Below are 24,121 nucleotides of genomic sequence, written 5' to 3'. Positions count from 1 at the left end.
GTGAGTCTTGCGTGCAAGGCTCACGACGGGCCAAACCGCCGTGGTTTCTTATTATGTCTTAACGCTTCTTGCGGTTGGCGATGTGGATGGCGCCGCCATTCACTGCCAAAGCAGCTTCGTGCAAGGCTTCAGACAGGGTCGGATGGGAGAAAACCATCATGCCCAGGTCTTCAGCGCTGGTGCCGAATTCCATACCGATCGCGCCCTGCTGAACCAGTTCGGCAGCGCTTGGGCCAATCACGTGGACGCCCAGTACGCGGTCTGTCTTGGCATCTGCGATGACCTTGACGAAACCGCCGGTATCGTTGGCAGCCATGGCACGGCCAGAGGCTGCGAACGGGAAGGTGCCGACGTTAACTTCAACGCCTTCGGCTTTCAAGGCCTGCTCGGTTTTACCGACCCACGCGATTTCCGGGTGAGTATAAATAACCGAAGGGATCAAATCATAGTTCATCTGGGCCTTGTGGCCCTTGATGCGCTCGACAACCATGATGCCTTCTTCGGACGCCTTGTGCGCCAGCATCATGCCGCGAACCACGTCGCCGATGGCGTAAACGCCCGGTACGGTGGTGGCGCAGTGATCGTCAACGTGCACGAAACCGCGCTCGTCCAGGGTCACGCCGCAGTCGGCAGCCAGCAGATCAGTGGTCACCGGACGGCGACCAACGGCTACGATCAGCTTGTCGAACGTGATGTTCTGTTCGCCCTTGGCATCGGTGTAGTTCACCACGACTTCGTCGCCGTTCACTTTGGAACCGGTGACGCGAGCGCCCAGCTTGATGTCCAGACCCTGTTTGGTCAGGGTTTTCAGCGCTTCCTTGGAAACAGCGGTGTCCGCTGCCATCAGGAAGGTGTCCAGGGCTTCCAGGACAGTCACTTCTGCACCCAGACGCGACCAGACCGAACCCAGTTCCAGACCGATCACGCCAGCGCCGATCACGCCCAGACGTTTTGGAACGGATTGGAATTCCAGAGCGCCAGTCGAATCGACGATCACATTCTGGTCGACCGGAGCCGGTGGAATGTCGATCGGACGCGAGCCCGGAGCGAGGATGACGTTTTCGGCTTCGATGATTTCTACCGAACCGTCTGGCTTGGTGACTTCAACTTTCTTGCCGGCCAGCAGCTTGCCGTGACCCTGGATGGAGGTCACACCGTTGGCTTTGAACAGGGTCGCAACACCGGAGGTCAGGCCTTTGACGATATTGGCCTTACGGCCGACCATCGCTGGCACGTCCATGGTCACGCCAGCGTGATTGATACCGTGGATCGCGAAACCGTCCTGGGCTTCGTGGAATTTCCACGAGCTGTCCAGCAGGGCCTTGGATGGAATGCAGCCGACGTTCAGGCAGGTACCGCCCAGAGCCAGTTTGCCTTCCTTGTCGGTGTACTTCTCGATGCAAGCAGTGGAGAGACCCAACTGCGCGGCCTTGATGGCAGCGACATAACCGCCAGGGCCCGCACCGATCACTACTACGTCAAATTTCTGCGACATTCAAAAAATCCTCTTTAGCGAAAAGCTTCAAGCCGCGAGCGGCAAGCCAGGCTGCGGGTTTTCCGACAGCACAGGCTTGCAGCTCATGGCTGCTTCTATCAGATATCCAGCAACAGACGAGCCGGATCTTCCAGCAGGTTCTTGATGGTCACCAGGAAGGTCACAGCTTCTTTGCCATCGATCAGACGGTGATCGTAGGACAGTGCCAGGTACATCATCGGACGGATAACGACCTGGCCGTTGATGGCCATAGGACGCTGGATGATGTTGTGCATGCCCAGGATGGCTGCTTGTGGCGGGTTGACGATCGGAGTCGACATCATCGAACCGAAAGTACCGCCGTTGGTGATGGTGAACGTACCACCGGTCATTTCGTCCATCGACAGCTTGCCGTCGCGGGCCTTCTTGCCAAAGGTGGCGATGCCGCCTTCGATTTCAGCCAGGCTCATCAGTTCGGCGTTACGCAGAACCGGTACAACCAGGCCGCGATCGCTGGAAACTGCAACGCCGACGTCGGCGTAGCCGTGGTAAACGATGTCGCCGCCGTCGATCGACGCGTTGACAGCCGGGAAGCGCTTCAGCGCCTCGGTAGCCGCTTTCACGAAGAAGGACATGAAGCCCAGGCGTACGCCGTTATGGCTCTTCTCAAAGAGATCCTTGTACTTCGAACGCAGCGCCATGACTTCGGTCATGTCGACTTCGTTGAAAGTGGTCAGCATCGCCATGTTCGACTGAGCTTCAACCAGACGCTTGGCCACGGTGGCACGAACGCGAGTCATCGGAACGCGCTTCTCGATGCGATCGCCAGCAGCGAACACAGGAGCAGCGGCAGCCGGAGCAGCAGCCTTGGCAGGTGCGGCAGCAGGAGCAGCTTTCTTGGCTTCGACAGCGGCAACCACGTCTTCCTTGGTTACACGACCATCTTTGCCGGTGCCTTTGACGGAAGCCAGGTTGATGCCGTTTTCTTCGGCCAGCTTGCGAGCAGCTGGAGCTGCGATAGCGTCTTCATCAGCGCCGGCAGCTTGAGTGGCAGCAGCGGCCGGAGCAGCAGCGGCAGCCGGAGCTGCGGCAGCAGCGCCGCCTTCAACGATGGAGCCCAGGACTTCGTCGGACAGAACGGTGTCGCCTTCGTTCTTGACGATAGCGCCCAGCACGCCGTCAGCGGTAGCCAGCACTTCCAGCACGACCTTGTCGGTTTCGATGTCGACGATCAGTTCGTCGCGCTTGACCGCGTCGCCCGGTTGTTTGTGCCAGGTGGCAACGGTGCCATCGGCAACCGATTCCGGGAAAGTGGGGGCTTTGATCTCGATAGCCATTGTCTGTGGTTCCTTAAATTCGGTTTCAGGTGCGCGAAGGCGTTAAACAGTAAAGGCGTCTTGCAGCAGTTGTTCCTGCTGTTCGGCGTGCATCGATGCGTAACCGCATGCAGGTGCAGCAGAAGCCTCACGGCCCGCGTACTCGAGTACGAGAGACTTGTTGAGGTTGCTGATGCTGCGACGCATGTGGTGTTGGCTGCAGTACCAGGCACCCTGGTTCATCGGCTCTTCCTGACACCAGACGGCATGCTTGACGTTGGTGTAAGGCGCCAGGACTTCTTTCAGGTCGTCCTCAGGGAATGGGTACAGCTGCTCGATACGCACGATGGCGATGTCGTCACGACCTTCGGCACGGCGTTTTTCCAGCAGGTCGTAGTAGACCTTGCCGCTACACAGAACAACGCGCTCGACCTTTTTCGGGTCCTGGGCATCGATTTCCGGGATAACGGTCTGGAACGAACCTTCGGCCAGATCTTCCAGCGTCGAGATGGCCAGCTTGTGGCGCAGCAGCGACTTCGGAGTCAGGACTACCAGTGGTTTGCGCAGCGGGCGAATGACCTGACGGCGCAGCAAGTGGTAGATCTGAGCCGGCGTCGTCGGCATGCATACCTGAATGTTGTGCTCGGCGCACAGCTGCAGGTAACGCTCCAGACGAGCCGAGGAGTGCTCCGGACCCTGACCTTCATAACCGTGCGGCAGCAGCATCGTCAGACCGCACAGACGGCCCCACTTGTGCTCGCCACTGGTGATGAACTGGTCAATCACTACCTGGGCGCCGTTGGCGAAGTCGCCGAACTGGGCTTCCCAGATAACCAGGGCATTCGGCGTGGTGGTCGAGTAACCGTACTCGAACGCCAATACCGCTTCTTCGGACAGGAACGAGTCGTACAGGTCGAAGCGCGGCTGACCGTCGTACAGGTTCTGCAGCGGGATGTAGGTGCCCGCGTCTTTCTGGTTGTGCAGGACAGCATGGCGGTGCGAGAACGTACCGCGGCCGATGTCCTGGCCAGTCATACGAATCGGGTGACCTTCGAACGCCAGAGTCGCGTACGCCATGGTTTCAGCGTAACCCCAGTTGATCGGCAGGCCGCCGGCTTGCATCTTCTGGCGGTCTTCGTAGATCTTGGCAACCTGGCGCTGAACCACGAAGCCTTCCGGGATTTCCAGCAGCTTGGCGGACAGTTCCTGCAAGGTCTTGAGATCGAAGCGAGTGTCGTGACGCGCGGTCCAGGCGTGGCCCAGATACGGACGCCAGTCCACGAACAACTCTTTGTTCGGCTCTTTGACCAGGCTTTTCACTACGTGCAGACCGTTGTCCAGCGCGTTGCGGTATTCGTCGACTTTCGCCTGAACACGCTCTGCGTCCAGCACACCGCCCTGGGTCAGACGATCGGCATACAGCTCACGGGTGGTGCGCTGTTTGGTGATCTGCTGATACATCAGAGGCTGGGTACCGCTTGGCTCGTCGGCCTCGTTGTGGCCGCGACGACGGTAGCAGACCAGGTCGATCACCACGTCACGCTTGAACTGCATGCGGTAGTCGATGGCCAGCTGGGTCACGAACAATACGGCTTCCGGATCATCACCATTCACATGGAGGATCGGCGCCTGGATCATTTTCGCAACGTCGGTCGCGTACTCGGTGGAGCGCGAGTCCAGCGGGTTGCTGATGGTGAAACCAACCTGGTTGTTGATCACGATGTGCACGGTACCGCCGGTCTTGAAACCGCGGGTTTGCGACATCTGGAAGGTTTCCATGACCACGCCCTGACCTGCGAACGCAGCGTCACCGTGGATGGAGATCGGCAGAACCTTCTCACCGGTTGGATCGTTGCGACGGTCCTGACGGGCGCGAACCGAACCCTCGACCACCGGGGAAACGATTTCCAGGTGGGACGGGTTGAACGCCATGGCCAGGTGAACTTCACCGCCGGTGGTCATCACGTTGGACGAGAAGCCCTGGTGGTATTTGACGTCACCGGAACCCAGCTCGACCTTCTTCTTGCCTTCGAACTCGTCGAACAGCTCGCGCGGGTTCTTGCCGAAGGTGTTGACCAATACGTTCAGACGGCCACGGTGGGCCATGCCGATGACGATTTCCTTGGTGCCGTAGGAACCGGAACGCTGGATCAGCTCGTCGAGCATCGGAATCAGGCTTTCGCCGCCTTCCAGACCGAAACGCTTGGTACCCGGGTATTTGGTACCGAGGTATTTTTCCAGGCCTTCGCCGGCGGTCACGCGCTCGAGCAAGTGGCTCTTGATGTCGGCGGAGTACGTCGGACGACCGCGCACGCTTTCCAGTCGCTGCTGGAACCACTGGCGCTGCTCGGAATCGGTGATGTGCGTGAATTCAGCGCCGATGGTGCGGCAATATGTCTGCTGCAACGCTTCGTGAATTTCGCGTAGGCTCGCTTCCTCTTTGCCGATGAACAGGTCGCCGGCACGGAAGGTCGTATCAAGATCGGCATTGGTCAAGCCGTAATGATTGATCGACAGGTCTGCAGGTGCAGGACGCTGCCACAGCCCCAGCGGGTCAAGCTGGGCTGCCTGGTGGCCACGCATACGGTAGGCCTGGATCAATCGCAGCACTTCAACTTGCTTCTTCTCGTGCTCACTGCTCACGCTGCCGGCGGAAACCGGTTGGGCGCGGCGCTGGTTCTTTGCCAGCAAGACGAAATGATCGCGAATTGTGGAGTGCGAAACATCGGTGGCAGAGTTGCCGTCAGCAGGCAACTTCTGGAAGTAGGTGCGCCACTCTTCTGGCACAGCGTTAGGGTCGTGCAGGTAGAGCTCGTAAAGCTCTTCCACATAGGCAGCGTTACTACCGGATAGGTAGGCACTGTTCCACATGCGCTGCATCACGCTTTCTTGCATGCTTGGTCACCCTCGGTTAGGGGAACACCATCGGTGTCGACACCGAGCAAACTTGCAGAAGTCCGAATGCAGCGACCAAAACAAGCCACTAGGATCACACTGATAGTCCGGGTACCAGCCCGGATGCCCCTGCTTGTCTCATTTCTTCAAAATAAGAGCCGCAGCCTTTTAAGCTGTTGCTCAGGTTAAAACTACGGCGCCGGTTGAAGCCTGCGCCGTAGCATCTACGGGTACAGCGGGTACAGCAGCTGAATCACACGCCGCTGGAAAGCAGCATGTTACGGATGTGACCGATGGCCTTAGTCGGGTTCAGGCCTTTCGGACATACGTTGACGCAGTTCATGATCCCGCGGCAGCGGAATACGCTGAACGGGTCATCCAGCGAAGCCAGACGCTCGGACGTCTTGGTGTCACGGCTGTCTGCCAGGAAGCGGTACGCTTGCAGCAGGGCAGCCGGACCCAGGAACTTGTCCGGGTTCCACCAGAAGGACGGGCAAGAGGTCGAGCAGCAAGCGCACAGGATGCACTCGTACAGACCGTCGAGCTTTTCACGCTCTTCAGGGGACTGCAGACGCTCGATGGCCGGAGCCGGCGTGTCGTTCTGCAGGTATGGCTTAACCTTCTCGTATTGCTTGTAGAAGATGCTCATATCGACGACCAGGTCACGGATAACCGGCAAACCTGGCAGAGGACGAACGATCAACTTGTTACCTTTTACGACAGCAGACAGCGGCGTGATGCACGCCAGGCCGTTTTTGCCGTTGATGTTCATGCCGTCGGAACCGCAAACACCTTCACGGCAAGAGCGACGATAGGAGAAACCCTCGTCCTGCTCTTTGATCAGGGCCAGCACGTCCAGCACCATCAGGTCTTTACCACCGGTATCGACCTGGAATTCCTGCATGAACGGCGCAGCGTCCTGATCAGGGTTGTAGCGATAAACACTGACTTGCAACATGGCGGTCACCCTTAATAAGTCCGGACTTTAGGTTCGAAAGTCGGAACAGTCTTCGGCGAGAAGTTCACAGCACGCTTGGTCACGCGCTTGTCACCCGGGAAGTACAGGGTGTGGCACAGCCAGTTTTCGTCGTCACGGTCTTCGAAGTCTTCACGGGCGTGAGCACCGCGGGACTCTTTACGCACTTCGGCAGCGATGGCGGTAGCTTCAGCCACTTCCAGCAGGTTTTGCAGTTCCAGCGCTTCGATACGGGCAGTGTTGAACGCCTGCGACTTATCGTTGATCTTCACGTTGGCGATGCGCTTGCGCAGGTCAGCCAGCTGGGCAATACCCTTCTGCATGTATTCGCCGGTACGGAATACACCGAAGTAGTTCTGCATGCAGTTTTGCAGTTCGCGACGCAGGGTAGCCACGTCTTCACCTTCGGTACGCTCGTTCAGAGCGGACAGGCGCGCCAGGGCCGCATTGATGTCGGCGTCGGTGGCGTCGTCGTATTCGATACCGTCGGTCAGTGCTTTTTCCAGGTGCAGGCCGGCAGCGCGGCCGAATACCACCAGGTCGAGCAGCGAGTTGCCACCCAGACGGTTTGCACCGTGAACCGATACGCAAGCCACTTCGCCCACGGCGAACAGACCAGGAATGATCTGATCCACGCCATCGGCGTCCTGGGTGATCGCCTGGCCATGAATGTTGGTGGCAACGCCGCCCATCATGTAGTGGCAGGTCGGAACAACCGGAACCGGAGCGACAACCGGGTCAACGTGTGCGAAAGTCTTCGACAGTTCGCAGATGCCTGGCAGACGGCTGTGCAGCACTTCCTCGCCCAGGTGGTCGAGCTTGAGCATTACGTGGTCGCCATTCGGACCGCAACCGTTGCCGGCGATGATCTCTTTAACCATCGAACGGGCAACCACGTCACGACCGGCAAGGTCTTTGGCGTTCGGAGCATAACGCTCCATGAAACGCTCGCCGTGCTTGTTGATCAGGTATCCACCTTCACCACGGCAACCTTCTGTAACCAGTACACCGGCGCCGGCGATACCGGTCGGGTGGAACTGCCACATTTCAATGTCTTGTACCGGTACGCCGGCACGCAGCGCCATACCAACGCCGTCACCGGTGTTGATCAGGGCGTTGGTGGTCGAAGCGTAGATACGACCGGCACCGCCAGTCGCCAGCACGGTGGCTTTCGCGCGGATGTAGGTGGTTTCACCGGTTTCGATGCAGATCGCGATCACGCCGACGAACTCGCCTTCGCCGTTCTTCACCAGATCGACAGCGTAGTACTCGTTCAGGAACACGGTACCGGCTTTCAGGTTGCCCTGATAAAGGGTGTGCAGCAGCGCGTGACCAGTACGGTCTGAAGCGGCGCAAGTACGGGCAGCCTGCCCGCCTTTACCGTAATCCTTCGACTGACCGCCAAACGGACGCTGATAGATACGGCCCTGTTCGGTACGCGAGAACGGCATACCCATGTGGTCCAGCTCGTAGACCGCGGCCGGGCCTTCCTGACACATGTATTCGATAGCGTCCTGGTCACCGATGTAGTCGGAACCCTTGACGGTATCGTACATGTGCCAGCGCCAGTCATCGTTCGGGTCGGCGGACGCGATCGCGCAGGTGATGCCGCCCTGGGCGGATACAGTGTGCGAACGGGTCGGGAAAACCTTGGTGATCACGGCAGTCTTGTGACCGCCCTGTGCCAGTTGCAGCGCTGCGCGCATGCCGGCACCGCCACCACCAATAATGATGGCGTCGAAAGAAATCGTTGGAATGTTAGCCATGAATCAGATACCCCAGAGAATCTGCACGCCCCAGACGAAGTAAGCGAACATCGCAACGCCGCATACTGCCTGGAATAGGAAACGTACTGCAGTCGCGGACTTGCCCAGCGCCATTGGCGTCAGGTAGTCGGTCGCGATGGTCCACATGCCGACCCAGGCGTGAGCGCCCAGGGCCACAAGGGCCAGCAGACTGAAGATACGCATCCCGTTGTGGGCGAACAGGCCATGCCATTGGTCATAACCAATGCCAGGATTCGCAGCGAGGTATCCGATCAGGAAAATGAAATAAGCCGCGAGAACGACCGCAGACACACGTTGCGCCATCCAGTCATAAAGACCGGAACGCGAAAGGTTCGTAACGCTGGTTACCATATCCAAACTCCTGCCAGAACGATCAACACCACGGAAACGGCGATGATAATTTTCGAGCCCAGGCGGCCGCCTTCCAGCGTCTCACCGATGCCCATATCCATGATCAAGTGGCGCACACCGGCTACCAGGTGATACAGAAGAGCGGACAGGAGGCCCCATGCTACGAACTTGGCCAGAGGACTGGTCAAGGTTGCCTTCACGTCGGCAAAGCCTTCCTCGGAACCCAGGGATTTGCCCAATGCATAAAGCATGAAGCCGAGGCCCAGGAAGAGGATGATGCCGGAAACACGGTGAAGAAACGACGTAACGCCGGTGATGGGGAGTTTGATGGTCCTTAGGTCTAGGTTTACAGGTCGTTGGCTTTTCACGGCTTTTTTTTCACACTGAAGAGCCCCTAACAATCAGGGCAAAGTTGTTGGGGAGTGCACTGGTCAGGTAACCACCACCCAGGGATGCGACCCCCAATAAAGCAGGCCCAAAAGCCCTTGGCGGTCGGTGGCCGAGTATAGACAGTTAGGCTACTAATGACAACGCAAACACCTAACCCGAACAGCGGATTGCGCAACTGACATAAAAGGCGTAAATGGCAGCCAATTTCGAGAAAAAAGTCCGGTTAAAGCCTTCTGGAGCAAGACTTTAGGCAAATTGACATTCGAATTTATCTCACTATAGTGGTGCGGGCCCTGCGTGGGGGGTCTGTCTGATGATTTCAAGCATAAATAGGAGGCCACATGGCTGACAAAAAAGCGCAGTTGATCATCGAGGGCGCAGCCCCCGTCGAGCTGCCCATTTTAACCGGCACCGTTGGTCCCGATGTTATCGATGTTCGGGGCCTGACGGCCACGGGCCGTTTCACCTTTGACCCAGGCTTCATGTCGACCGCCTCGTGCGAGTCGAAGATCACCTATATCGACGGCGACAACGGCATTCTGCTGCACCGCGGCTACCCGATCGAACAGCTGGCTGAAAAGTCGGACTACCTGGAAACCTGCTATCTGCTGCTCAACGGCGAACTGCCGACCGCAGAACAGAAGGCCCAGTTCGTCAGCACCGTGAAGAACCACACCATGGTTCACGAGCAGCTGAAGACCTTCTTCAACGGCTTCCGTCGCGACGCCCACCCGATGGCCGTCATGTGCGGCGTAGTCGGCGCCCTCTCGGCGTTCTACCACGACTCCCTGGACATCAATAACCCGCAGCATCGCGAAATTTCCGCGATCCGCCTGGTTGCCAAGATGCCGACCCTGGCCGCAATGGTTTACAAGTACTCCATGGGCCAACCCATGATGTACCCGCGCAACGACCTGTCGTACGCGGAAAACTTCCTGCACATGATGTTCAACACCCCGTGCGAGATCAAACCGATCAGCCCGGTACTCGCCAAGGCCATGGACCGGATCTTCATCCTCCATGCCGACCACGAGCAGAACGCCTCGACGTCCACCGTACGCCTGGCGGGCTCTTCGGGTGCCAACCCGTTCGCCTGTATCGCCGCCGGTATCGCTGCACTGTGGGGCCCTGCCCACGGCGGTGCAAACGAAGCCGTACTGACCATGCTCGATGAAATCGGCGATGTTTCGAACATCGACAAGTTCATCGCCAAGGCCAAGGACAAGAACGATCCATTCAAACTGATGGGCTTCGGTCACCGCGTTTACAAAAACCGCGACCCACGCGCCACAGTAATGAAGCAGACCTGCGACGAAGTGTTGAAGGAACTGGGCATCCAGAACGATCCGCAACTCGAACTGGCCATGCGCCTGGAAGAGATCGCCCTGACCGACCCGTACTTCATCGAACGCTCGCTGTACCCGAACGTCGACTTCTACTCGGGGATCATCCTCAAGGCGATCGGCATTCCAACTAGCATGTTCACCGTGATCTTCGCCCTGGCGCGGACTGTCGGCTGGATCTCCCACTGGAAAGAAATGCTCTCCAGCCCGTACAAGATCGGCCGCCCGCGCCAGTTGTACACCGGCTACGAGTCGCGTGACATCACCAGGCTGGAAGACCGCAAGTAAGAGCTGTCTTGCTGTAGCGTGTTGAGTTTTACCGGGAACGGCCTCTGCTTTTTATATAAAGAGCAGGAGGCCGTTTTTGTTTGTGCCTGGCGGTTTTTTTGATCGTGGGCATATCCGTTATTTAGGTAACTGCGGCTTATGGTTCCGCCCTTACGGCGGGTTACTTTGGAAAAGCCGGAGTGCCGGCCCAGCCCAAAGTAACCAAAGGGCACTTGCCCCTGACGTTCGGCCTCTCGAAAGGGCAAGAAAATCAAAAGCCAAAGCAAGGCGGCCTACTGGCCGGCCTGATCGCAATTGAACTCGTTTCCCTGTAGGAGCGACGGTGCGGCGATCCGACCTGCTCGCGAAAAACGCCAGGACAACACGATCATTCAGACAGCACGCGTTATCGTTGACGTCCATCGCGAGCAAGCTCGCTCCTACAGTAAATCTGGTACATCCACGAAATTCAGGTCGATTACCGCCCAATAAAAAATGCCCCGATCTCTCGACCGGGGCATTGGGTTTCAGTGCAACTTATATATAAAGCGTTGAAGCCTTAGTGCGATACCGCCCCACTCGCCCCAAGCCCCGTCTGCGAACGAACAAACTGCGGGAAGAACAGCGCCCGCTCATTGTCAGCCGCAGTGGACTTATCGGTAACCGAGAAGAACCAGATCCCGACAAAGGCAATCATCATCGAGAACAGCGCCGGGTACTCATACGGGAAGATGGCTTTCTCGTGATGCAGGATCTGCACCCAAATGGTCGGGCCAAGGATCATCAGGCCTACAGCACTGATCAGGCCCATCCAGCCGCCAATCATCGCACCGCGGGTGGTCAGCTTTTTCCAGTACATGGAAAGCAGCAGTACCGGGAAGTTGCAGCTCGCCGCGATGGAGAACGCCAGGCCCACCATGAACGCGATGTTCTGGCTTTCGAACAGAATACCCAGAACGATGGCCAGCACACCCAGAGCAACGGTGGTGATCTTCGAAATACGAATCTCATCCTTCTCGTTAGCCTTGCCCTTCTTGATCACGCTGGCATACAGGTCGTGGGACACCGCCGAAGCACCGGCCAGGGTCAGACCGGCAACGACCGCCAGAATGGTCGCGAACGCCACCGCCGAGATGAAGCCCAGGAAAATGCTGCCACCGACCGCGTTGGCCAGGTGTACCGCCGCCATGTTGTTACCACCGAGCAACGCGCCGGCCGCGTCTTTGAAGGCCGGGTTGGTGCTGACCAGCAGGATCGCGCCGAAACCGATGATGAACGTCAGGATGTAGAAGTAGCCAATGAAGCCGGTTGCGTACAGCACGCTCTTGCGAGCTTCCTTTGCGTCACTCACGGTGAAGAAGCGCATCAGGATGTGCGGCAGGCCAGCAGTACCGAACATCAGTGCCAGGCCGAGGGAGAACGCCGATACCGGATCTTTCACCAGGCCGCCCGGGCTCATGATCGCGTCACCTTTAGGGTGAACCTTGATTGCCTCGGAAAACAGCATGTTGAAATCGAAGTTGACGTGCTTCATCACCATCAGCGCCATGAAGGAAGCGCCGGACAGCAGCAGAACCGCCTTGATGATTTGTACCCAGGTGGTCGCCAGCATGCCGCCGAACAACACGTAAAGGCACATCAGCACACCCACCAGAATCACCGCGACGTGATAGTCGAGGCCGAACAGCAGCTGGATCAGCTTGCCGGCCCCCACCATCTGGGCAATCAGGTAGAACGCCACCACCACCAGCGAACCGCAGGCGGACAGTGTGCGAATCTGGGTTTGCCCGAGGCGGTAGGACGCCACGTCGGCAAAGGTGTACTTGCCCAGGTTACGCAGGCGCTCGGCGATCAGGAACAGAATGATCGGCCAGCCCACCAGGAAGCCGATCGAATAGATCAGCCCGTCATAGCCGGAAGCGAACACCAGCGCGGAAATCCCCAGGAACGAGGCGGCCGACATGTAGTCGCCGGCAATCGCCAGGCCGTTCTGGAATCCGGTGATCTTGCCACCCGCCGCATAGTAGTCCGCAGCGGACTTGTTGCGCTTGGAGGCCCAGTAAGTAATGCACAGGGTTGCCCCCACGAACACCACGAACATCAGGATCGCGGCAACGTTGAGGGGTTGTTTGTGCACTTCACCGGTCAGGGCATCAGCCGCCCAGGCGCCCGGTGCAAAAGCTGCAATGCTCAATAGAGCCAGTAGACGCCGGATCATTGCTGAGCCTCCTTGAGAATCGCATTGTTCAGGTCGTCAAACTCGCCATTGGCACGTCGTACGTAGATACCGGTCAGGACGAAGGCCGAAACAATCAGCCCGACGCCAATCGGTATGCCCCAGGTAATCGAAGACTCGGGACCGATTTTCGTCCCCAGCACTTGCGGCCCGTAGGCAATTAAAAGGATGAAGGCGGAGTAAAGCCCAAGCATGATCGCCGATAGAATCCAGGCGAATCGTTCCCTCTTGCTAACCAGCTCCTTGAAGCGCGGGCTGTTTTGAATCGAGAGGTAAATGCTGTCGTTCATTGTTTTTATCCTCGCAGCACAGATTTAGTTGGAACGGTATCCACTCTATGCGGCTGCGGGGCAGGTTCCAGACGACCTTAGTCTTAGAACCACATGACAGAATCGCCATTTTTCAGCAGGCATTAAACAATGTGGGAGCGAGCCTGCTCGCGATTGCGGTGCGTCAGTCAACATCAATGCCGACTGATACACCGCAATCGCGAGCAGGCTCGCTCCCACAGGGAAAAGCAAAGGGCCGCTTGGCATAAGTTTGCCAAGCGGCCCTGCAAGGTGCTGACCAGACGCGTCAGCTCAAATCATTTAGTCCAGTCGGCAACACGCTCAGGGTGTTTGGCGACCCAATCCTTCGCCGCCGCTTCCGGCTTGGCACCATCCTGGATCGCCAGCATGACCTGACCGATTTCGTCTTTGGAGGCCCACTGGAAGTTCTTCAGGAACTTGGCCACTTCCGGCGCCTTGGCCTCCAGGCCTTTGCTGCCGATGCTGTTCACCGTTTCAGCAGCGCCGTACACGCCTTTCGAGTCTTCGAGGAAGCGCAGTTTCCACTTGGCGAACATCCAGTGCGGCACCCAACCGGTCACTGCGATGGATTCGTTTTTCTTCTCGGCACGGGTCAGTTCGGCAATCATGCCGGCGCCGGAACTGGCCTTGAGTTGATAACCGGTCAGGTCATAGTCCTTGATCGCCTGATCGGTCTTGAGCATCACGCCTGAACCGGCGTCGATGCCGACGATACGGTTCTTGAAGCTGTCGTCGGTTTTCAGGTCCTCGATGGTCTTGGCCTTAACGTACTCCGGCACGATCAAACCGATTTTCGCGTCCTTGAAGTTCGGGCCGTAATCGACGACCTGATCCTTGTTCTTCGTCCAGTATTCGCCGTGGGTCACCGGCAGCCAGGCCGACAGCATGGCGTCGAGTTTTCCGGTGGCCACGCCCTGCCACATGATCCCGGTGGCGACGGCTTGCAGCTTCACGTCATAACCGAGTTTCTGCCTGATCACTTCGGCAGCCACGTTGGTCGTGGCAACACTGTCCGACCAGCCGTCGACATAACCGATCGTCACTTCCTTGCTGGCGGCACTGGCCACGGTAGAACTGATCGCCAGCACCAAAGCGGCACCTGCGCCCAAGAGTCGTCGCATCTTCATCGTTACTTCCCCGAAAGTGCTGCGCTCGACGGATGCCGAGTCGCTTAAACGTATTGTTATGGTGCACAGCGCCCCCATCACGCCTCACCGCAAACTCGCCCTGTCATCAGCGGAGTACTGACGCCTTCGATAATCAACCTGACGCTCATCGCGACCTGCTCTGCGAGCGACCTCAAGCCATCGAGAAACGACATCAGAAAGCCATTAATCCTCACCGCAATACCCCTCCCTGCCCATCCGCCCAAACTTTGCATGTCAAATTCATGCAGGCCACCAAGCACGCGGCAAATGCAGGTAACATGCGCCGCTTTGCTCCCACACGGCCTGACCATGTCCGCGACATCCCGCTTCCCTTTTGCAGCTTATCTATTCGCTTGCCTGCTGGGGCTGTTTGCCCTTGGCGGCTTCTGGTACGGCCTCGGCAAACCGGTGATCCTGCCGGACGTGGCCAGCGCAACGCACAAGCTGCAATGCGCGTCCTACACGCCGTTCGACAAGGATCAATCGCCGTTCGATGTGCCATTCAACTTGCGCCCCGAGCGTATGGATGCCGACCTCGCGCTGCTGGCCAAAAGCTTCGAATGCATCCGCACCTATTCCATGACCGGCCTCGAAGCCCTGCCGGGCCTTGCGCGCAAGCATGGCTTGAAGCTGATGATCGGCGCCTGGGTCAACAGCAACCCGGTGGACACCGAGAAAGAAGTCGACCTGCTCATCGCCTCGGCCAACGCCAACCCGGATGTGGTGAGCGCGGTGATCGTCGGCAACGAAACCCTGCTGCGCAAGGAAGTCACTGGCGCACAACTGGCCAGGCTGATCAACAAGGTCAAAAGCCAGGTCAAGCAGCCTGTCACTTATGCCGACGTCTGGGAGTTCTGGCTCAAGCATCCGGAAATCGCCCCCGCCGTGGACTTCCTGACCATCCATTTGTTGCCGTACTGGGAAGATGATCCGTCGAACATCGACGCTGCCTTGCAACATGTGGCCGAAGTGCGCCAGGTGTTCGGCAACAAATTCGCTCCCAAGGATATATTGATCGGCGAAACCGGCTGGCCCAGCGAAGGCCGCCAGCGCGAAACAGCCCTGCCGAGCCGGGTCAATGAAGCCAGGTTCATTCGTGGTTTTGTCGCCATGGCCGAGCAACAGGGCTGGCACTACAACCTGATCGAAGCCTTCGACCAACCGTGGAAGCGCGCCAGCGAAGGTGCGGTCGGGGGTTACTGGGGATTGTTCGATGCCGATCGCCAGGACAAGGGCGTGCTGGCCGGGCCAGTGACAAACGTACCGTACTGGTCGCAATGGCTGGCGGCAGGCGGATTGATCTTCATCGGCACGTTGCTGCTCGGTGGCCGGGTTCGCACGACGCGCTCGGCGCTGGTGCTGCCCCTGCTCGGTGCATTGGCGGCCTGCTCGATTGGCGCCTGGGGTGACCTGGCACGGGTGACCACGCGTTTTACCAGTGAATGGCTATGGGTCGCATTGCTGACCGCACTGAATCTGCTGGTGCTGGCCCATGCCGCGCTGACGTTGAGCACTCGTACCGGTTGGCGCGGGCGGGCTTTCAACTGGTTGGAGCGCCGTGCTGGCTGGCTGGTTGCAACGGCAGGTTTCGCGGCCGCCGTGATGATGCTGGAGCTGGTGTTCGATCCGCGCTATCGCAGCTTCCCGAGCGTCGCGTTCATCCTGCCGGCGCTGGTGTATCTGTGCCGTCCGGTGAGCGTGCCGCGTCCGGAGATTGCCCTGCTGACCTTCATCATCGGCGCCGGCATCGCACCGCAGCTGTTCCGTGAAGGTTTGCAGAATCAGCAGGCCTGGGGCTGGGCGCTGGTGAGTGTGTTGATGGTGGCGGCGTTGTGGCGTTGCCTGCGGGTTCGCAAGGCTTGACTCTTTAGCGACCTGACTGGCCTCATCGCGAGCAAGCTCGCTCCCACAGTAGATCTTCAGTGAACACAAAATCCGTGTGCGACAAAGATCAATTGTGGGAGCGAGCTTGCTCGCGATAGCGGACTATCAGGCGCTACGGGAAGCCCTGACCAACCGCAACCCCGCAATCACCACCGCAAACACCGCCAGCGTGGTGTTGTACAACGCCAGTGCCGGAAACCCGAACACCAGCGCCAGCACCGCCAGCCACCACCCTGCCCGCCCCGGCACGACAAAACCGATGATCGCAGCGCCCAGCGCAGCCCAGCCCAGAACCCCGAAGTGAATCATCAGCCCCAGGTTCGAACGCACCTGGCATTCCCAGCGGCTCGCCTCATCCACGCAAATGCCGACCCACTGCGCATCCTCCATGAAGCCATAACGCGCGCCATAACTGGCGGCCAGCCAGACAGGCAGCAAAACAAGCAGCAGAATCACGGGCAGACGACGGGACATGAAGCACTCCAATTGGCGAAAAACGGCGGCCAGCTTAATCGCCCGAAAGCGTTTCGCAAGCGATAACAACGGTTAACTGGTCATTCAATCGCTGCGAAGTGTATCGTCCAGCTACTATTGCTTCGAAATCAGGCCAGTTTGGTGCCGAGGGTTGGCACTTTGGCGCAGATCCGGCGGTCATAGCCTGCGAAACTCATTCGGCACCTTCTTCTAAGGGATTTAGTCATGCTCCGTTCCTTGCGCTTCGCCGCCCTGTTTGGCGGCCTTATATTGAGTGCGTCCGCACTGGCAGTCGATATTGATGCCGCCAGTTATGGCTACCCCCTGACCAATCCGTTCGAGGCGACCATCGCGACCACGCCGCCGGACTTGCGTCCGGAGCTACCGCTGGACGATGACATTGATCAGGCGGTGCGCAGCGTCACCTTGCGTCCGGAACGGGCGTTCGAATTGCCGGACAATTTCTGGGCGGTCAAGAAACTCGATTACCGCATCGCCACGCAGGATCACGCCGCGCCGCTGATTTTCCTGATCGCCGGCACCGGCGCACGTTATGACAGCAGCCTGAACGAATACCTGAAGAAGCTCTACTACAAGGCCGGTTACCACGTGGTGCAGCTGTCATCGCCCACCAGCTATGACTTCATGAGTTCCGCATCACGCTTCGCCACGCCGGGCGTTTCCAAGGAAGACGCCGAAGACATGTACCGGGTGATGCAGGCCGTGCGGGCACAGAACCCGAAAGTGCCGGTCACCGATTACTACCTGACCGGGTACAGCCTCGGTGCACTGGATGCCGCCTTCGTCGCGCACCTGGATGAAACCCGCCGCAGCTTCAACTTCAAGAAAGTCCTGCTGCTCAACCCGCCGGTCAACCTCTACACCTCGATCACCAACCTCGACAAGCTGGTACAGACCGAGGTCAAGGGCATCAACAACAGCACCACGTTCTATGAACTGGTACTGAACAAACTGACCCGCTACTTCCAGCAGAAGGGCTACATCGACCTCAACGACGCCCTGCTCTACGACTTCCAGCAGTCCAAGCAGCACCTGACCAACGAACAGATGGCCATGCTGATCGGCACTTCGTTCCGCTTTTCGGCGGCCGACATTGCCTTCACTTCGGACCTGATCAACCGTCGCGGCCTGATCACCCCACCCAAGTTCCCGATCACCGAGGGCACGAGCCTCACGCCATTCCTCAAGCGTGCGCTGCAATGCGACTTCGACTGCTACATCACCGAACAAGTCATCCCGATGTGGCGCGCCCGTACCGACGGCGGCAGCCTGCTGCAACTGATTGACCAGGTGAGCCTGTATGCACTGAAGGACTATCTGCACGACAGTCCGAAAATTGCCGTCATGCACAACGCCGATGACGTGATCCTCGGCCCGGGTGACCTGGGTTTCCTGCGCAGGACCTTTGGTGATCGCCTGACCGTTTACCCGCACGGCGGCCACTGCGGCAACATTAACTACCGCGTCAACAGCGACGCCATGCTGGAGTTCTTCCGTGGCTAAATATCTCCTGCTTTTCGCTGCGTTACTCTGTGCAGGCGTCGCCAATGCCGACAACAGCAAAGCCAACGCTCCCGTAGTCATCGACAGTGACGGCTTCAAGGAACCGCTGAGCAAACTCAAATTCAACCCGGGCCTGGACCAACGCGAGTTCGAGCGTTCGACGCTCAACGCGCTTGCCGTCTACGACCCGTTGGAGGAGTGGAACCGGCGCGTCTATCACTTCAACTACCGTTTCGACCAATGGGTGTTCCTGCCGGTGGTCAATGGTTACCGCTACGTCACCCCAAGTTTCCTGCGCACCGGCGTCAGCAACTTCTTCAACAACCTCGGCGACGTGCCGAACCTGTTGAACAGCCTGCTGCAACTCAAGGGCCAGCGCTCGCTGGAAACCACCGGACGCCTGCTGCTCAACACCACCATCGGCATCGCCGGCCTGTGGGACCCGGCGACTGCCATGGGCCTGCCGCGCCAAAGCGAAGACTTCGGTCAGACGTTGGGCTTCTACGGCGTGCCGGGTGGCGCTTACTTTGTCCTGCCGATCCTCGGGCCGTCCAACCTGCGTGACACCGGCGGCCTGGCGGTGGATTACACGGCCGAGAGTGCGATCAACTTCCTCAACGTCGCCGAAGTCAGCTCCAACCATCCGGAAGTCTGGATCCTGCGCAGCATCGACAAGCGCTACCAGACAAACTTCCGCTATGGCCAGATGAACTCACCGTTCGAGTACGAGAAAGTGCGTTACGTCTACACCGAAGCGCGCAAGTTGCAGATTGCACCCCCGCTCCCACAGTTGTTATGTGTAGTCTTCAGCCTTTCAGGGTTTTCCAGATCTTGCTGACAGCCGAGACACCAACCAACACCACCGCTCCTGCCACAATCCCCGCCACGCCATTGAGCAACACCGGCACGATAAATCCACCACCACCCGCCGCAGCACCGACGCTTTCGATCCAGTGATGCACCACCGGCACGCCGTGGGTAAGGATGCCTCCGCCCACCAGAAACATCGCCGCCGTGCCGATCACCGACAGGCTCTTCATCATGTACGGTGCCGCACGCAGAATCCCGCCACCGATGCTTTTCGCCATCTGCCCGGGTTTCTGCGTCAACCACAGGCCCAGATCGTCGAGTTTGACGATACCCGCCACCAGGCCATAAACGCCGATGGTCATGACGATTGCGATCCCCGACAACACGATGATTTGCTGGCTCAATGGCGCACCGGCCACGGTGCCGAGGGTGATGGCGATGATTTCTGCCGAAAGAATGAAGTCGGTGCGGATCGCACCTTTGATCTTGTCCTTCTCGAACGCCACCAGGTCGATGGCAGGGTCCGCCACCGCCTCGACCAACTGCGCATGGTCGGCGACGTCTTCCGCCTTGCTGTGCAGGAACTTGTGGGCGAGTTTTTCAAAGCCTTCGAAGCACAGATAGGCACCGCCGACCATCAATAGCGGCGTGACCAGCCACGGAATGAACGCACTGATCGCCAATGCCGACGGCACCAGGATCAATTTATTGATGAACGAACCCTTGGCGACCGCCCAGACCACCGGGATTTCCCGCTCGGCACGCACGCCACTGACTTGCTGGGCATTGAGTGCCAGGTCGTCACCGAGTACGCCGGCCGTTTTCTTGGCGGCCATCTGGGTCATCAATGAGACGTCATCCAGCACGGCCGCGATGTCGTCGATCAGTACCAGCAAACTGCTTCCTGCCATGAATCGGGTTTCCTTCTGCAATGAATGCGCAGCAGCATAGCGCGGCATCACGGGCTGCGGCGCATTCTTGAGCGCCGCGCGAGGCCGGTGATACCATGCGCAACCGCCAGAACAGGCAAGGAATCACCCGGTTTATGAGCACAATCCGCGAGCGCAACAAACAACTGATCCTGCGTGCCGCCAGTGAGGAATTCGCCGACAAAGGCTTCGCTGCGACCAAAACCAGCGACATCGCAGCCAAGGCGGGATTGCCCAAGCCCAACGTCTACTACTACTTCAAATCCAAGGAAAACCTCTACCGCGAGGTTCTGGAAAGCATCATCGAGCCCATCCTGCAGGCCTCGACACCGTTCAATCCGGACGGCGAACCCGGTGAAGTGCTCAGCGGCTACATTCGCTCGAAAATCCGCATCTCCCGTGACCTGCCTTTCGCCTCCAAGGTGTTCGCCAGCGAAATCATGCACGGCGCGCCCCACCTGAGCGCCGATCTCGTCGAACAGCTCAATGGCCAGGCCAAACACAACATCGAGTGCATCCAGACCTGGATCGACCGCGGGCAAATCGCCCCCATCGACCCCAACCACCTGATGTTCAGCATCTGGGCCGCCACCCAGACCTACGCCGACTTCGACTGGCAGATCACCGCCATCACCGGCAAGGCCAGGCTGGATGAAGAAGATTACGAAGCGGCAGCGCAGACGATTATCCGGTTGGTGCTCAAGGGGTGTGAGCCGGAGCGGTAGACCGAGTCGCCTGCTTCGCGAGCAGGCTCGCTCCTACAGGGAATTTGCAACACCATAGATCCAATGTGGGAGCGGGCTTGCTCGCGAATGGCGGCAACTCGGTTTTAGATCAAACCCAGATCGCATCCCACAATGGATAATCACCAAGCTTCCCGACCAGCCCGGCCCGCAATGGGTTAGCCACAACATATCGAGCCAGCTTTACCAAATCCTCTTCTTTTCTCAGCGCATGGTCATGAAAGCTCGGTTGCCAGAGACTCCCCGTTCTGCCAGTTGCCCTATTGATTGCACGAGTACTCAAGGATTTCGCCTGGCACATCAGCTGCGCAAGCGATCCCTTTTGCAATTGAATCAGCCAATGGAAATGATCCGGCATGACCACCCATGCCAGTGTGTCGGCAAAGCCGTCATCCTGTGCTTGCCTGAATTGGTGAACAACCAGTCTGCCAAGGGTGTAATCCCTGAAAACAGGTTCCCGCTTCAGGATATTGGCAGTCAGTAGGTAAATGCGGTATTGCTCGGCGTAGCGGCCGATGCGCAGGCGGTGTGATGCTGACAGCTTAGGCATTCCCTTGCCCTCTCTCATGTTGAAGTCATGAAAAGGCTAGTTCAGCGGCTACGGGCCTATGGGGTAGAGCTTTAGCTGGATGTGTCTGAGAGATCGCCTTCGCGAGCAAGCCCGCTCCCACACTTGATCGCTGACGTTCACAAAGTTTGTGTACGCTAAAAAATATAATGTGGGAGCGGGCTTGCTCGCGAAAGCGATAGTTCAGTCAGCGAGGATCAAGCTGCTACCCCCGCATCCGCCACCAACCCCAACACCTCGATGGCAGTGATCGCGCACTGCTCGTCAACATCCGACAGATCGCCGCTGATCCCCACCGCCCCCAGCACGTTGCCGTCCTGATCCCGAACCAGCACACCACCCGGTGCCGGCACGACACTGCCCTGCCCCAGGCTGTTCAACGCGGCAATAAATGCCGGGCGTTGCTGGGCGTCCAGCGCCAGCAAGCGTGAGCCCTTGCCCAGCGCGATGGCGCCCCAGGCTTTGCCGATGGYGACGTGCGGGCGCAGCAGGCTGGCGCCGTCTTCGCGTTGCAGGGTGATCAGATGCCCGCCGGCATCCAGTACCGCGATGGTCAAGGGTGCCGCGGAGATTGCACGCCCTGCGTTGATGGCCTCGTTGACCAGGTTGACTGCGACTTTCAAGGTTAAAGCGCTCATGGTGCCGTCCTCATTTTGTTTTTCGGAAAGTCGGTGGGCTGCGCACTTGTGCCGCGCGTTTTCGCCGCAGCCCGATGCAACAAATAGAACACAATGAATTATTTTTTTGTATACAATAATTCTCGAAAGGCGCCACATGCGACGAAAAGCCACAGTAGAACGGGCTTCCGACGAATGAAACAAGCGCTTGAGAAAATGGATTGACCTGCGCCGTCCGCCGTGAATACACTCTGCGCAAAGCCACTTGTATACAATTACAAAACGTAAAGAGGCACAAAACCATGAGCAAAATGAGAGCAATCGAAGCCGCCGTTCTGGTGATGCGCCGTGAAGGGGTCGATACCGCTTTTGGCATCCCGGGTGCCGCCATCAACCCGCTGTACTCCGCCCTGCAAAAGGTCGGCGGCATCGATCACGTACTCGCTCGCCACGTTGAAGGCGCCTCGCACATGGCCGAGGGCTACACCCGCACCAAGGCCGGCAACATCGGCGTGTGCATCGGCACTTCCGGCCCTGCCGGCACCGACATGGTCACCGGGCTCTACAGCGCCTCGGCCGACTCGATTCCAATCCTCTGCATCACGGGCCAGGCACCCCGCGCCCGTATGCACAAGGAAGACTTCCAGGCTGTCGACATCACCAGCATCGTCAAGCCAGTCACCAAGTGGGCGACCACTGTTCTGGAACCGGGCCAGGTGCCTTACGCGTTCCAGAAAGCGTTCTATGAAATGCGCTCCGGCCGTCCAGGCCCGGTGCTGATCGACCTGCCGTTCGACGTTCAGATGGCGGAAATCGAATTCGACATCGATGCTTACCAGCCACTGCCGCTGGCCAAGCCGAGCGCTAGCCGCGTTCAGGTCGAGAAGGCCTTGGCCTTGCTGGATCAGGCCGAGCGTCCATTGCTGGTGGCCGGTGGTGGCATCATCAACGCCGATGCCAGCGACCTGCTGGTGGAGTTCGCCGAGCTGACCGGCATTCCAGTGATCCCGACCCTGATGGGCTGGGGCACCATTCCGGACGATCACCCGCTGATGGTGGGCATGGTTGGCTTGCAGACTTCCCACCGCTACGGCAACGCGACCATGCTCAAGTCGGACGTGGTTCTGGGCATCGGTAACCGTTGGGCCAACCGTCACACCGGATCGGTTGATGTGTACACCGAAGGCCGCAAGTTCATTCACGTCGATATCGAAGGCACTCAGATCGGCCGCGTATTCACCCCGGACCTGGGCATCGTGTCCGACGCCGCTGCCGCGCTGACCGTGTTCATCGAAGTCGCTCGCGAATGGCAAGCCGCCGGCAAACTGAAGAACCGCAGTGCCTGGCTGCAAGACTGCCAGCAGCGTAAAGYCAGCCTGCAGCGCAAGACTCACTTCGACAACGTGCCGGTCAAGCCGCAACGTGTATACGAAGAGATGAACCAGGTGTTCGGCAAAGACACCTGCTACGTCAGCACCATCGGTCTGTCGCAGATTGCCGGCGCGCAGTTCCTGCACGTCTACAAGCCGCGCCACTGGATCAACTGCGGTCAGGCAGGCCCGTTGGGCTGGACCATTCCGGCAGCGCTGGGCGTGGTCAAGGCTGATCCGAACCGTAAAGTCGTGGCCCTGTCGGGGGACTATGACTTCCAGTTCATGATCGAGGAACTGGCGGTGGGCGCGCAGTTCAAGCTGCCCTACATTCATGTTGTGGTGAACAACTCGTACCTGGGCCTGATCCGTCAGGCGCAGCGCGGTTTCGACATGGACTACTGCGTGCAGCTGTCCTTCGACAACCTGAACGCGCCTGAACTCAACGGCTACGGTGTGGACCACGTCGCGGTGGCCGAAGGCCTCGGCTGCAAGGCACTGCGCGTATTCGAACCGGCTCAGATCCAGCCTGCCCTGCGCAAGGCCCAGGAGCTGATCGAAGAGTTCAAGGTTCCAGTGATCGTCGAGATCATCCTGGAGCGCGTGACCAACATTTCCATGGGCACCGAGATCAACGCCGTCAACGAATTCGAAGACCTGGCGCTGGTCGGCGACGACGCACCGACTGCGATTTCGTTGCTGGACTAA

At 58.7% G+C, this 24,121-nt stretch carries 19 protein-coding genes and 1 pseudogene; 6 read left to right on the top strand and 14 right to left on the bottom strand.

Features of this window, described 5'->3' with window-relative positions:
- Positions 1-58: 58 nt before the first annotated feature.
- The 7 genes from lpdA to sdhC form a co-directional block, all read right to left on the bottom strand.
- A complete protein-coding gene (lpdA, locus tag AB4Z35_RS15990) occupies positions 59-1,495 on the bottom strand; it encodes a dihydrolipoyl dehydrogenase (protein WP_007998079.1) in 1,437 nt (478 codons plus the stop codon).
- Between the two features lie 98 nt (positions 1,496-1,593).
- Positions 1,594-2,811: a 2-oxoglutarate dehydrogenase complex dihydrolipoyllysine-residue succinyltransferase gene (odhB, locus tag AB4Z35_RS15985; RefSeq protein WP_442098053.1), complete on the bottom strand. Its 1,218-nt coding sequence runs from the start codon at positions 2,809-2,811 to the stop codon at positions 1,594-1,596.
- Between the two features lie 42 nt (positions 2,812-2,853).
- A complete protein-coding gene (locus tag AB4Z35_RS15980) occupies positions 2,854-5,685 on the bottom strand; it encodes a 2-oxoglutarate dehydrogenase E1 component (RefSeq protein WP_116263110.1) in 2,832 nt (943 codons plus the stop codon).
- A gap of 253 nt (positions 5,686-5,938) precedes the next feature.
- Positions 5,939-6,643, bottom strand: coding sequence for a succinate dehydrogenase iron-sulfur subunit (locus tag AB4Z35_RS15975; protein ID WP_003223007.1), 705 nt, complete (start codon positions 6,641-6,643; stop codon positions 5,939-5,941).
- An 11-nt stretch (positions 6,644-6,654) separates the two neighbouring features.
- Complete coding sequence (sdhA, locus tag AB4Z35_RS15970; protein WP_007998069.1) at positions 6,655-8,427, bottom strand: succinate dehydrogenase flavoprotein subunit; 1,773 nt, start codon at positions 8,425-8,427, stop codon at positions 6,655-6,657.
- Between the two features lie 3 nt (positions 8,428-8,430).
- Positions 8,431-8,799: a succinate dehydrogenase, hydrophobic membrane anchor protein gene (gene sdhD / locus AB4Z35_RS15965; RefSeq protein WP_007977503.1), complete on the bottom strand. Its 369-nt coding sequence runs from the start codon at positions 8,797-8,799 to the stop codon at positions 8,431-8,433.
- Entirely contained in the window at positions 8,793-9,167 is a 375-nt protein-coding gene (gene sdhC / locus AB4Z35_RS15960; protein ID WP_033052382.1) for a succinate dehydrogenase, cytochrome b556 subunit, read from the bottom strand. Before sdhC ends, sdhD begins: the two co-directional genes overlap by 7 nt.
- 363 nt (positions 9,168-9,530) lie before the next feature.
- On the opposite strand from sdhC, the gene gltA reads away from it, so the two are divergent.
- Entirely contained in the window at positions 9,531-10,820 is a 1,290-nt protein-coding gene (gene gltA, locus AB4Z35_RS15955; protein WP_007998067.1) for a citrate synthase, read from the top strand.
- Positions 10,821-11,358: 538 nt separating this feature from the next.
- Here gltA and AB4Z35_RS15950 read toward each other — a convergent pair.
- The 3 genes from AB4Z35_RS15950 to AB4Z35_RS15940 form a co-directional block, all read right to left on the bottom strand.
- A complete protein-coding gene (locus AB4Z35_RS15950) occupies positions 11,359-13,017 on the bottom strand; it encodes a cation acetate symporter (RefSeq protein WP_442098051.1) in 1,659 nt (552 codons plus the stop codon).
- Entirely contained in the window at positions 13,014-13,325 is a 312-nt protein-coding gene (locus AB4Z35_RS15945) for a DUF485 domain-containing protein (RefSeq protein WP_007998061.1), read from the bottom strand. Before AB4Z35_RS15945 ends, AB4Z35_RS15950 begins: the two co-directional genes overlap by 4 nt.
- Positions 13,326-13,621: 296 nt before the next feature.
- Positions 13,622-14,473 carry a glycine betaine ABC transporter substrate-binding protein gene (locus AB4Z35_RS15940; protein WP_429487453.1) on the bottom strand — a complete coding sequence of 284 codons (852 nt, stop codon included), beginning with the start codon at positions 14,471-14,473 and terminating at the stop codon, positions 13,622-13,624.
- 288 nt (positions 14,474-14,761) lie between these two features.
- Here AB4Z35_RS15940 and AB4Z35_RS15935 point away from each other — a divergent pair, with 288 nt between their 5' ends.
- A complete protein-coding gene (locus AB4Z35_RS15935; RefSeq protein WP_442098049.1) occupies positions 14,762-16,357 on the top strand; it encodes a glycoside hydrolase family 17 protein in 1,596 nt (531 codons plus the stop codon).
- 126 nt (positions 16,358-16,483) lie between these two features.
- Here AB4Z35_RS15935 and AB4Z35_RS15930 read toward each other — a convergent pair whose 3' ends face one another.
- A complete protein-coding gene (locus tag AB4Z35_RS15930; RefSeq protein WP_429396754.1) occupies positions 16,484-16,852 on the bottom strand; it encodes a hypothetical protein in 369 nt (122 codons plus the stop codon).
- Between the two features lie 225 nt (positions 16,853-17,077).
- Here AB4Z35_RS15930 and AB4Z35_RS15925 point away from each other — a divergent pair, with 225 nt between their 5' ends.
- Together AB4Z35_RS15925 and AB4Z35_RS15920 are read left to right on the top strand one after the other, a co-directional pair.
- Complete coding sequence (locus AB4Z35_RS15925; RefSeq protein ID WP_442098048.1) at positions 17,078-18,376, top strand: serine/threonine protein kinase; 1,299 nt, start codon at positions 17,078-17,080, stop codon at positions 18,374-18,376.
- Positions 18,369-19,151, top strand: a pseudogene (locus AB4Z35_RS15920) (MlaA family lipoprotein); the annotation flags it as partial. The gene AB4Z35_RS15925 and the pseudogene AB4Z35_RS15920, both read left to right, overlap by 8 nt.
- Positions 19,152-19,182: 31 nt before the next feature.
- Here AB4Z35_RS15920 and AB4Z35_RS15915 read toward each other — a convergent pair.
- The gene (locus AB4Z35_RS15915; protein ID WP_442098047.1) at positions 19,183-20,097 is read right to left on the bottom strand and encodes a DUF808 domain-containing protein; all 915 of its coding nucleotides are present in this window, start codon (positions 20,095-20,097) and stop codon (positions 19,183-19,185) included.
- Positions 20,098-20,231: 134 nt separating this feature from the next.
- Here AB4Z35_RS15915 and AB4Z35_RS15910 point away from each other — a divergent pair, with 134 nt between their 5' ends.
- Entirely contained in the window at positions 20,232-20,840 is a 609-nt protein-coding gene (locus tag AB4Z35_RS15910) for a TetR/AcrR family transcriptional regulator (RefSeq protein WP_442098046.1), read from the top strand.
- A 109-nt stretch (positions 20,841-20,949) separates the two neighbouring features.
- Here the strand turns inward: AB4Z35_RS15910 and AB4Z35_RS15905 are convergent, their stop codons facing one another.
- Positions 20,950-21,408 carry an REP-associated tyrosine transposase gene (locus AB4Z35_RS15905; RefSeq protein ID WP_442098148.1) on the bottom strand — a complete coding sequence of 153 codons (459 nt, stop codon included), beginning with the start codon at positions 21,406-21,408 and terminating at the stop codon, positions 20,950-20,952.
- A gap of 215 nt (positions 21,409-21,623) precedes the next feature.
- Positions 21,624-22,064 (bottom strand): GlcG/HbpS family heme-binding protein, encoded by a 441-nt coding sequence (locus tag AB4Z35_RS15900; protein WP_442098044.1) that lies wholly within the window; start codon positions 22,062-22,064, stop codon positions 21,624-21,626.
- Positions 22,065-22,345: 281 nt separating this feature from the next.
- Here AB4Z35_RS15900 and gcl point away from each other — a divergent pair, with 281 nt between their 5' ends.
- Positions 22,346-24,121, top strand: a complete 1,776-nt coding sequence (gcl, locus tag AB4Z35_RS15895) for a glyoxylate carboligase (protein WP_442098043.1) — start codon at positions 22,346-22,348, stop codon at positions 24,119-24,121.

Origin of the sequence: Pseudomonas sp. KB_15, from assembly GCF_052114525.1 — a bacterium.
Taxonomy (GTDB): domain Bacteria; phylum Pseudomonadota; class Gammaproteobacteria; order Pseudomonadales; family Pseudomonadaceae; genus Aquipseudomonas.
The sequence above is the reverse complement of the archived record's forward strand: the minus strand, read 5'-3'. Positions and strand labels throughout refer to the sequence as shown.

Coding starts and splice junctions, on each gene's coding strand:
- AB4Z35_RS15950 (WP_442098051.1), bottom strand. CDS start 13,017: ATGATCCGGCGTCTACTGGCTCTATTGAGCATTGCAGCTTTTGCACCG.
- sdhD (WP_007977503.1), bottom strand. CDS start 8,799: ATGGTAACCAGCGTTACGAACCTTTCGCGTTCCGGTCTTTATGACTGG.
- AB4Z35_RS15910 (WP_442098046.1), top strand. CDS start 20,232: ATGAGCACAATCCGCGAGCGCAACAAACAACTGATCCTGCGTGCCGCC.
- sdhA (WP_007998069.1), bottom strand. CDS start 8,427: ATGGCTAACATTCCAACGATTTCTTTCGACGCCATCATTATTGGTGGT.
- AB4Z35_RS15945 (WP_007998061.1), bottom strand. CDS start 13,325: ATGAACGACAGCATTTACCTCTCGATTCAAAACAGCCCGCGCTTCAAG.
- AB4Z35_RS15905 (WP_442098148.1), bottom strand. CDS start 21,408: ATGCCTAAGCTGTCAGCATCACACCGCCTGCGCATCGGCCGCTACGCC.
- AB4Z35_RS15940 (WP_429487453.1), bottom strand. CDS start 14,473: ATGAAGATGCGACGACTCTTGGGCGCAGGTGCCGCTTTGGTGCTGGCG.
- AB4Z35_RS15930 (WP_429396754.1), bottom strand. CDS start 16,852: ATGTCCCGTCGTCTGCCCGTGATTCTGCTGCTTGTTTTGCTGCCTGTC.
- gltA (WP_007998067.1), top strand. CDS start 9,531: ATGGCTGACAAAAAAGCGCAGTTGATCATCGAGGGCGCAGCCCCCGTC.
- lpdA (WP_007998079.1), bottom strand. CDS start 1,495: ATGTCGCAGAAATTTGACGTAGTAGTGATCGGTGCGGGCCCTGGCGGT.
- AB4Z35_RS15980 (WP_116263110.1), bottom strand. CDS start 5,685: ATGCAAGAAAGCGTGATGCAGCGCATGTGGAACAGTGCCTACCTATCC.
- AB4Z35_RS15935 (WP_442098049.1), top strand. CDS start 14,762: ATGCAGGTAACATGCGCCGCTTTGCTCCCACACGGCCTGACCATGTCC.
- AB4Z35_RS15915 (WP_442098047.1), bottom strand. CDS start 20,097: ATGGCAGGAAGCAGTTTGCTGGTACTGATCGACGACATCGCGGCCGTG.
- odhB (WP_442098053.1), bottom strand. CDS start 2,811: ATGGCTATCGAGATCAAAGCCCCCACTTTCCCGGAATCGGTTGCCGAT.
- AB4Z35_RS15975 (WP_003223007.1), bottom strand. CDS start 6,643: ATGTTGCAAGTCAGTGTTTATCGCTACAACCCTGATCAGGACGCTGCG.
- AB4Z35_RS15925 (WP_442098048.1), top strand. CDS start 17,078: ATGCTCCGTTCCTTGCGCTTCGCCGCCCTGTTTGGCGGCCTTATATTG.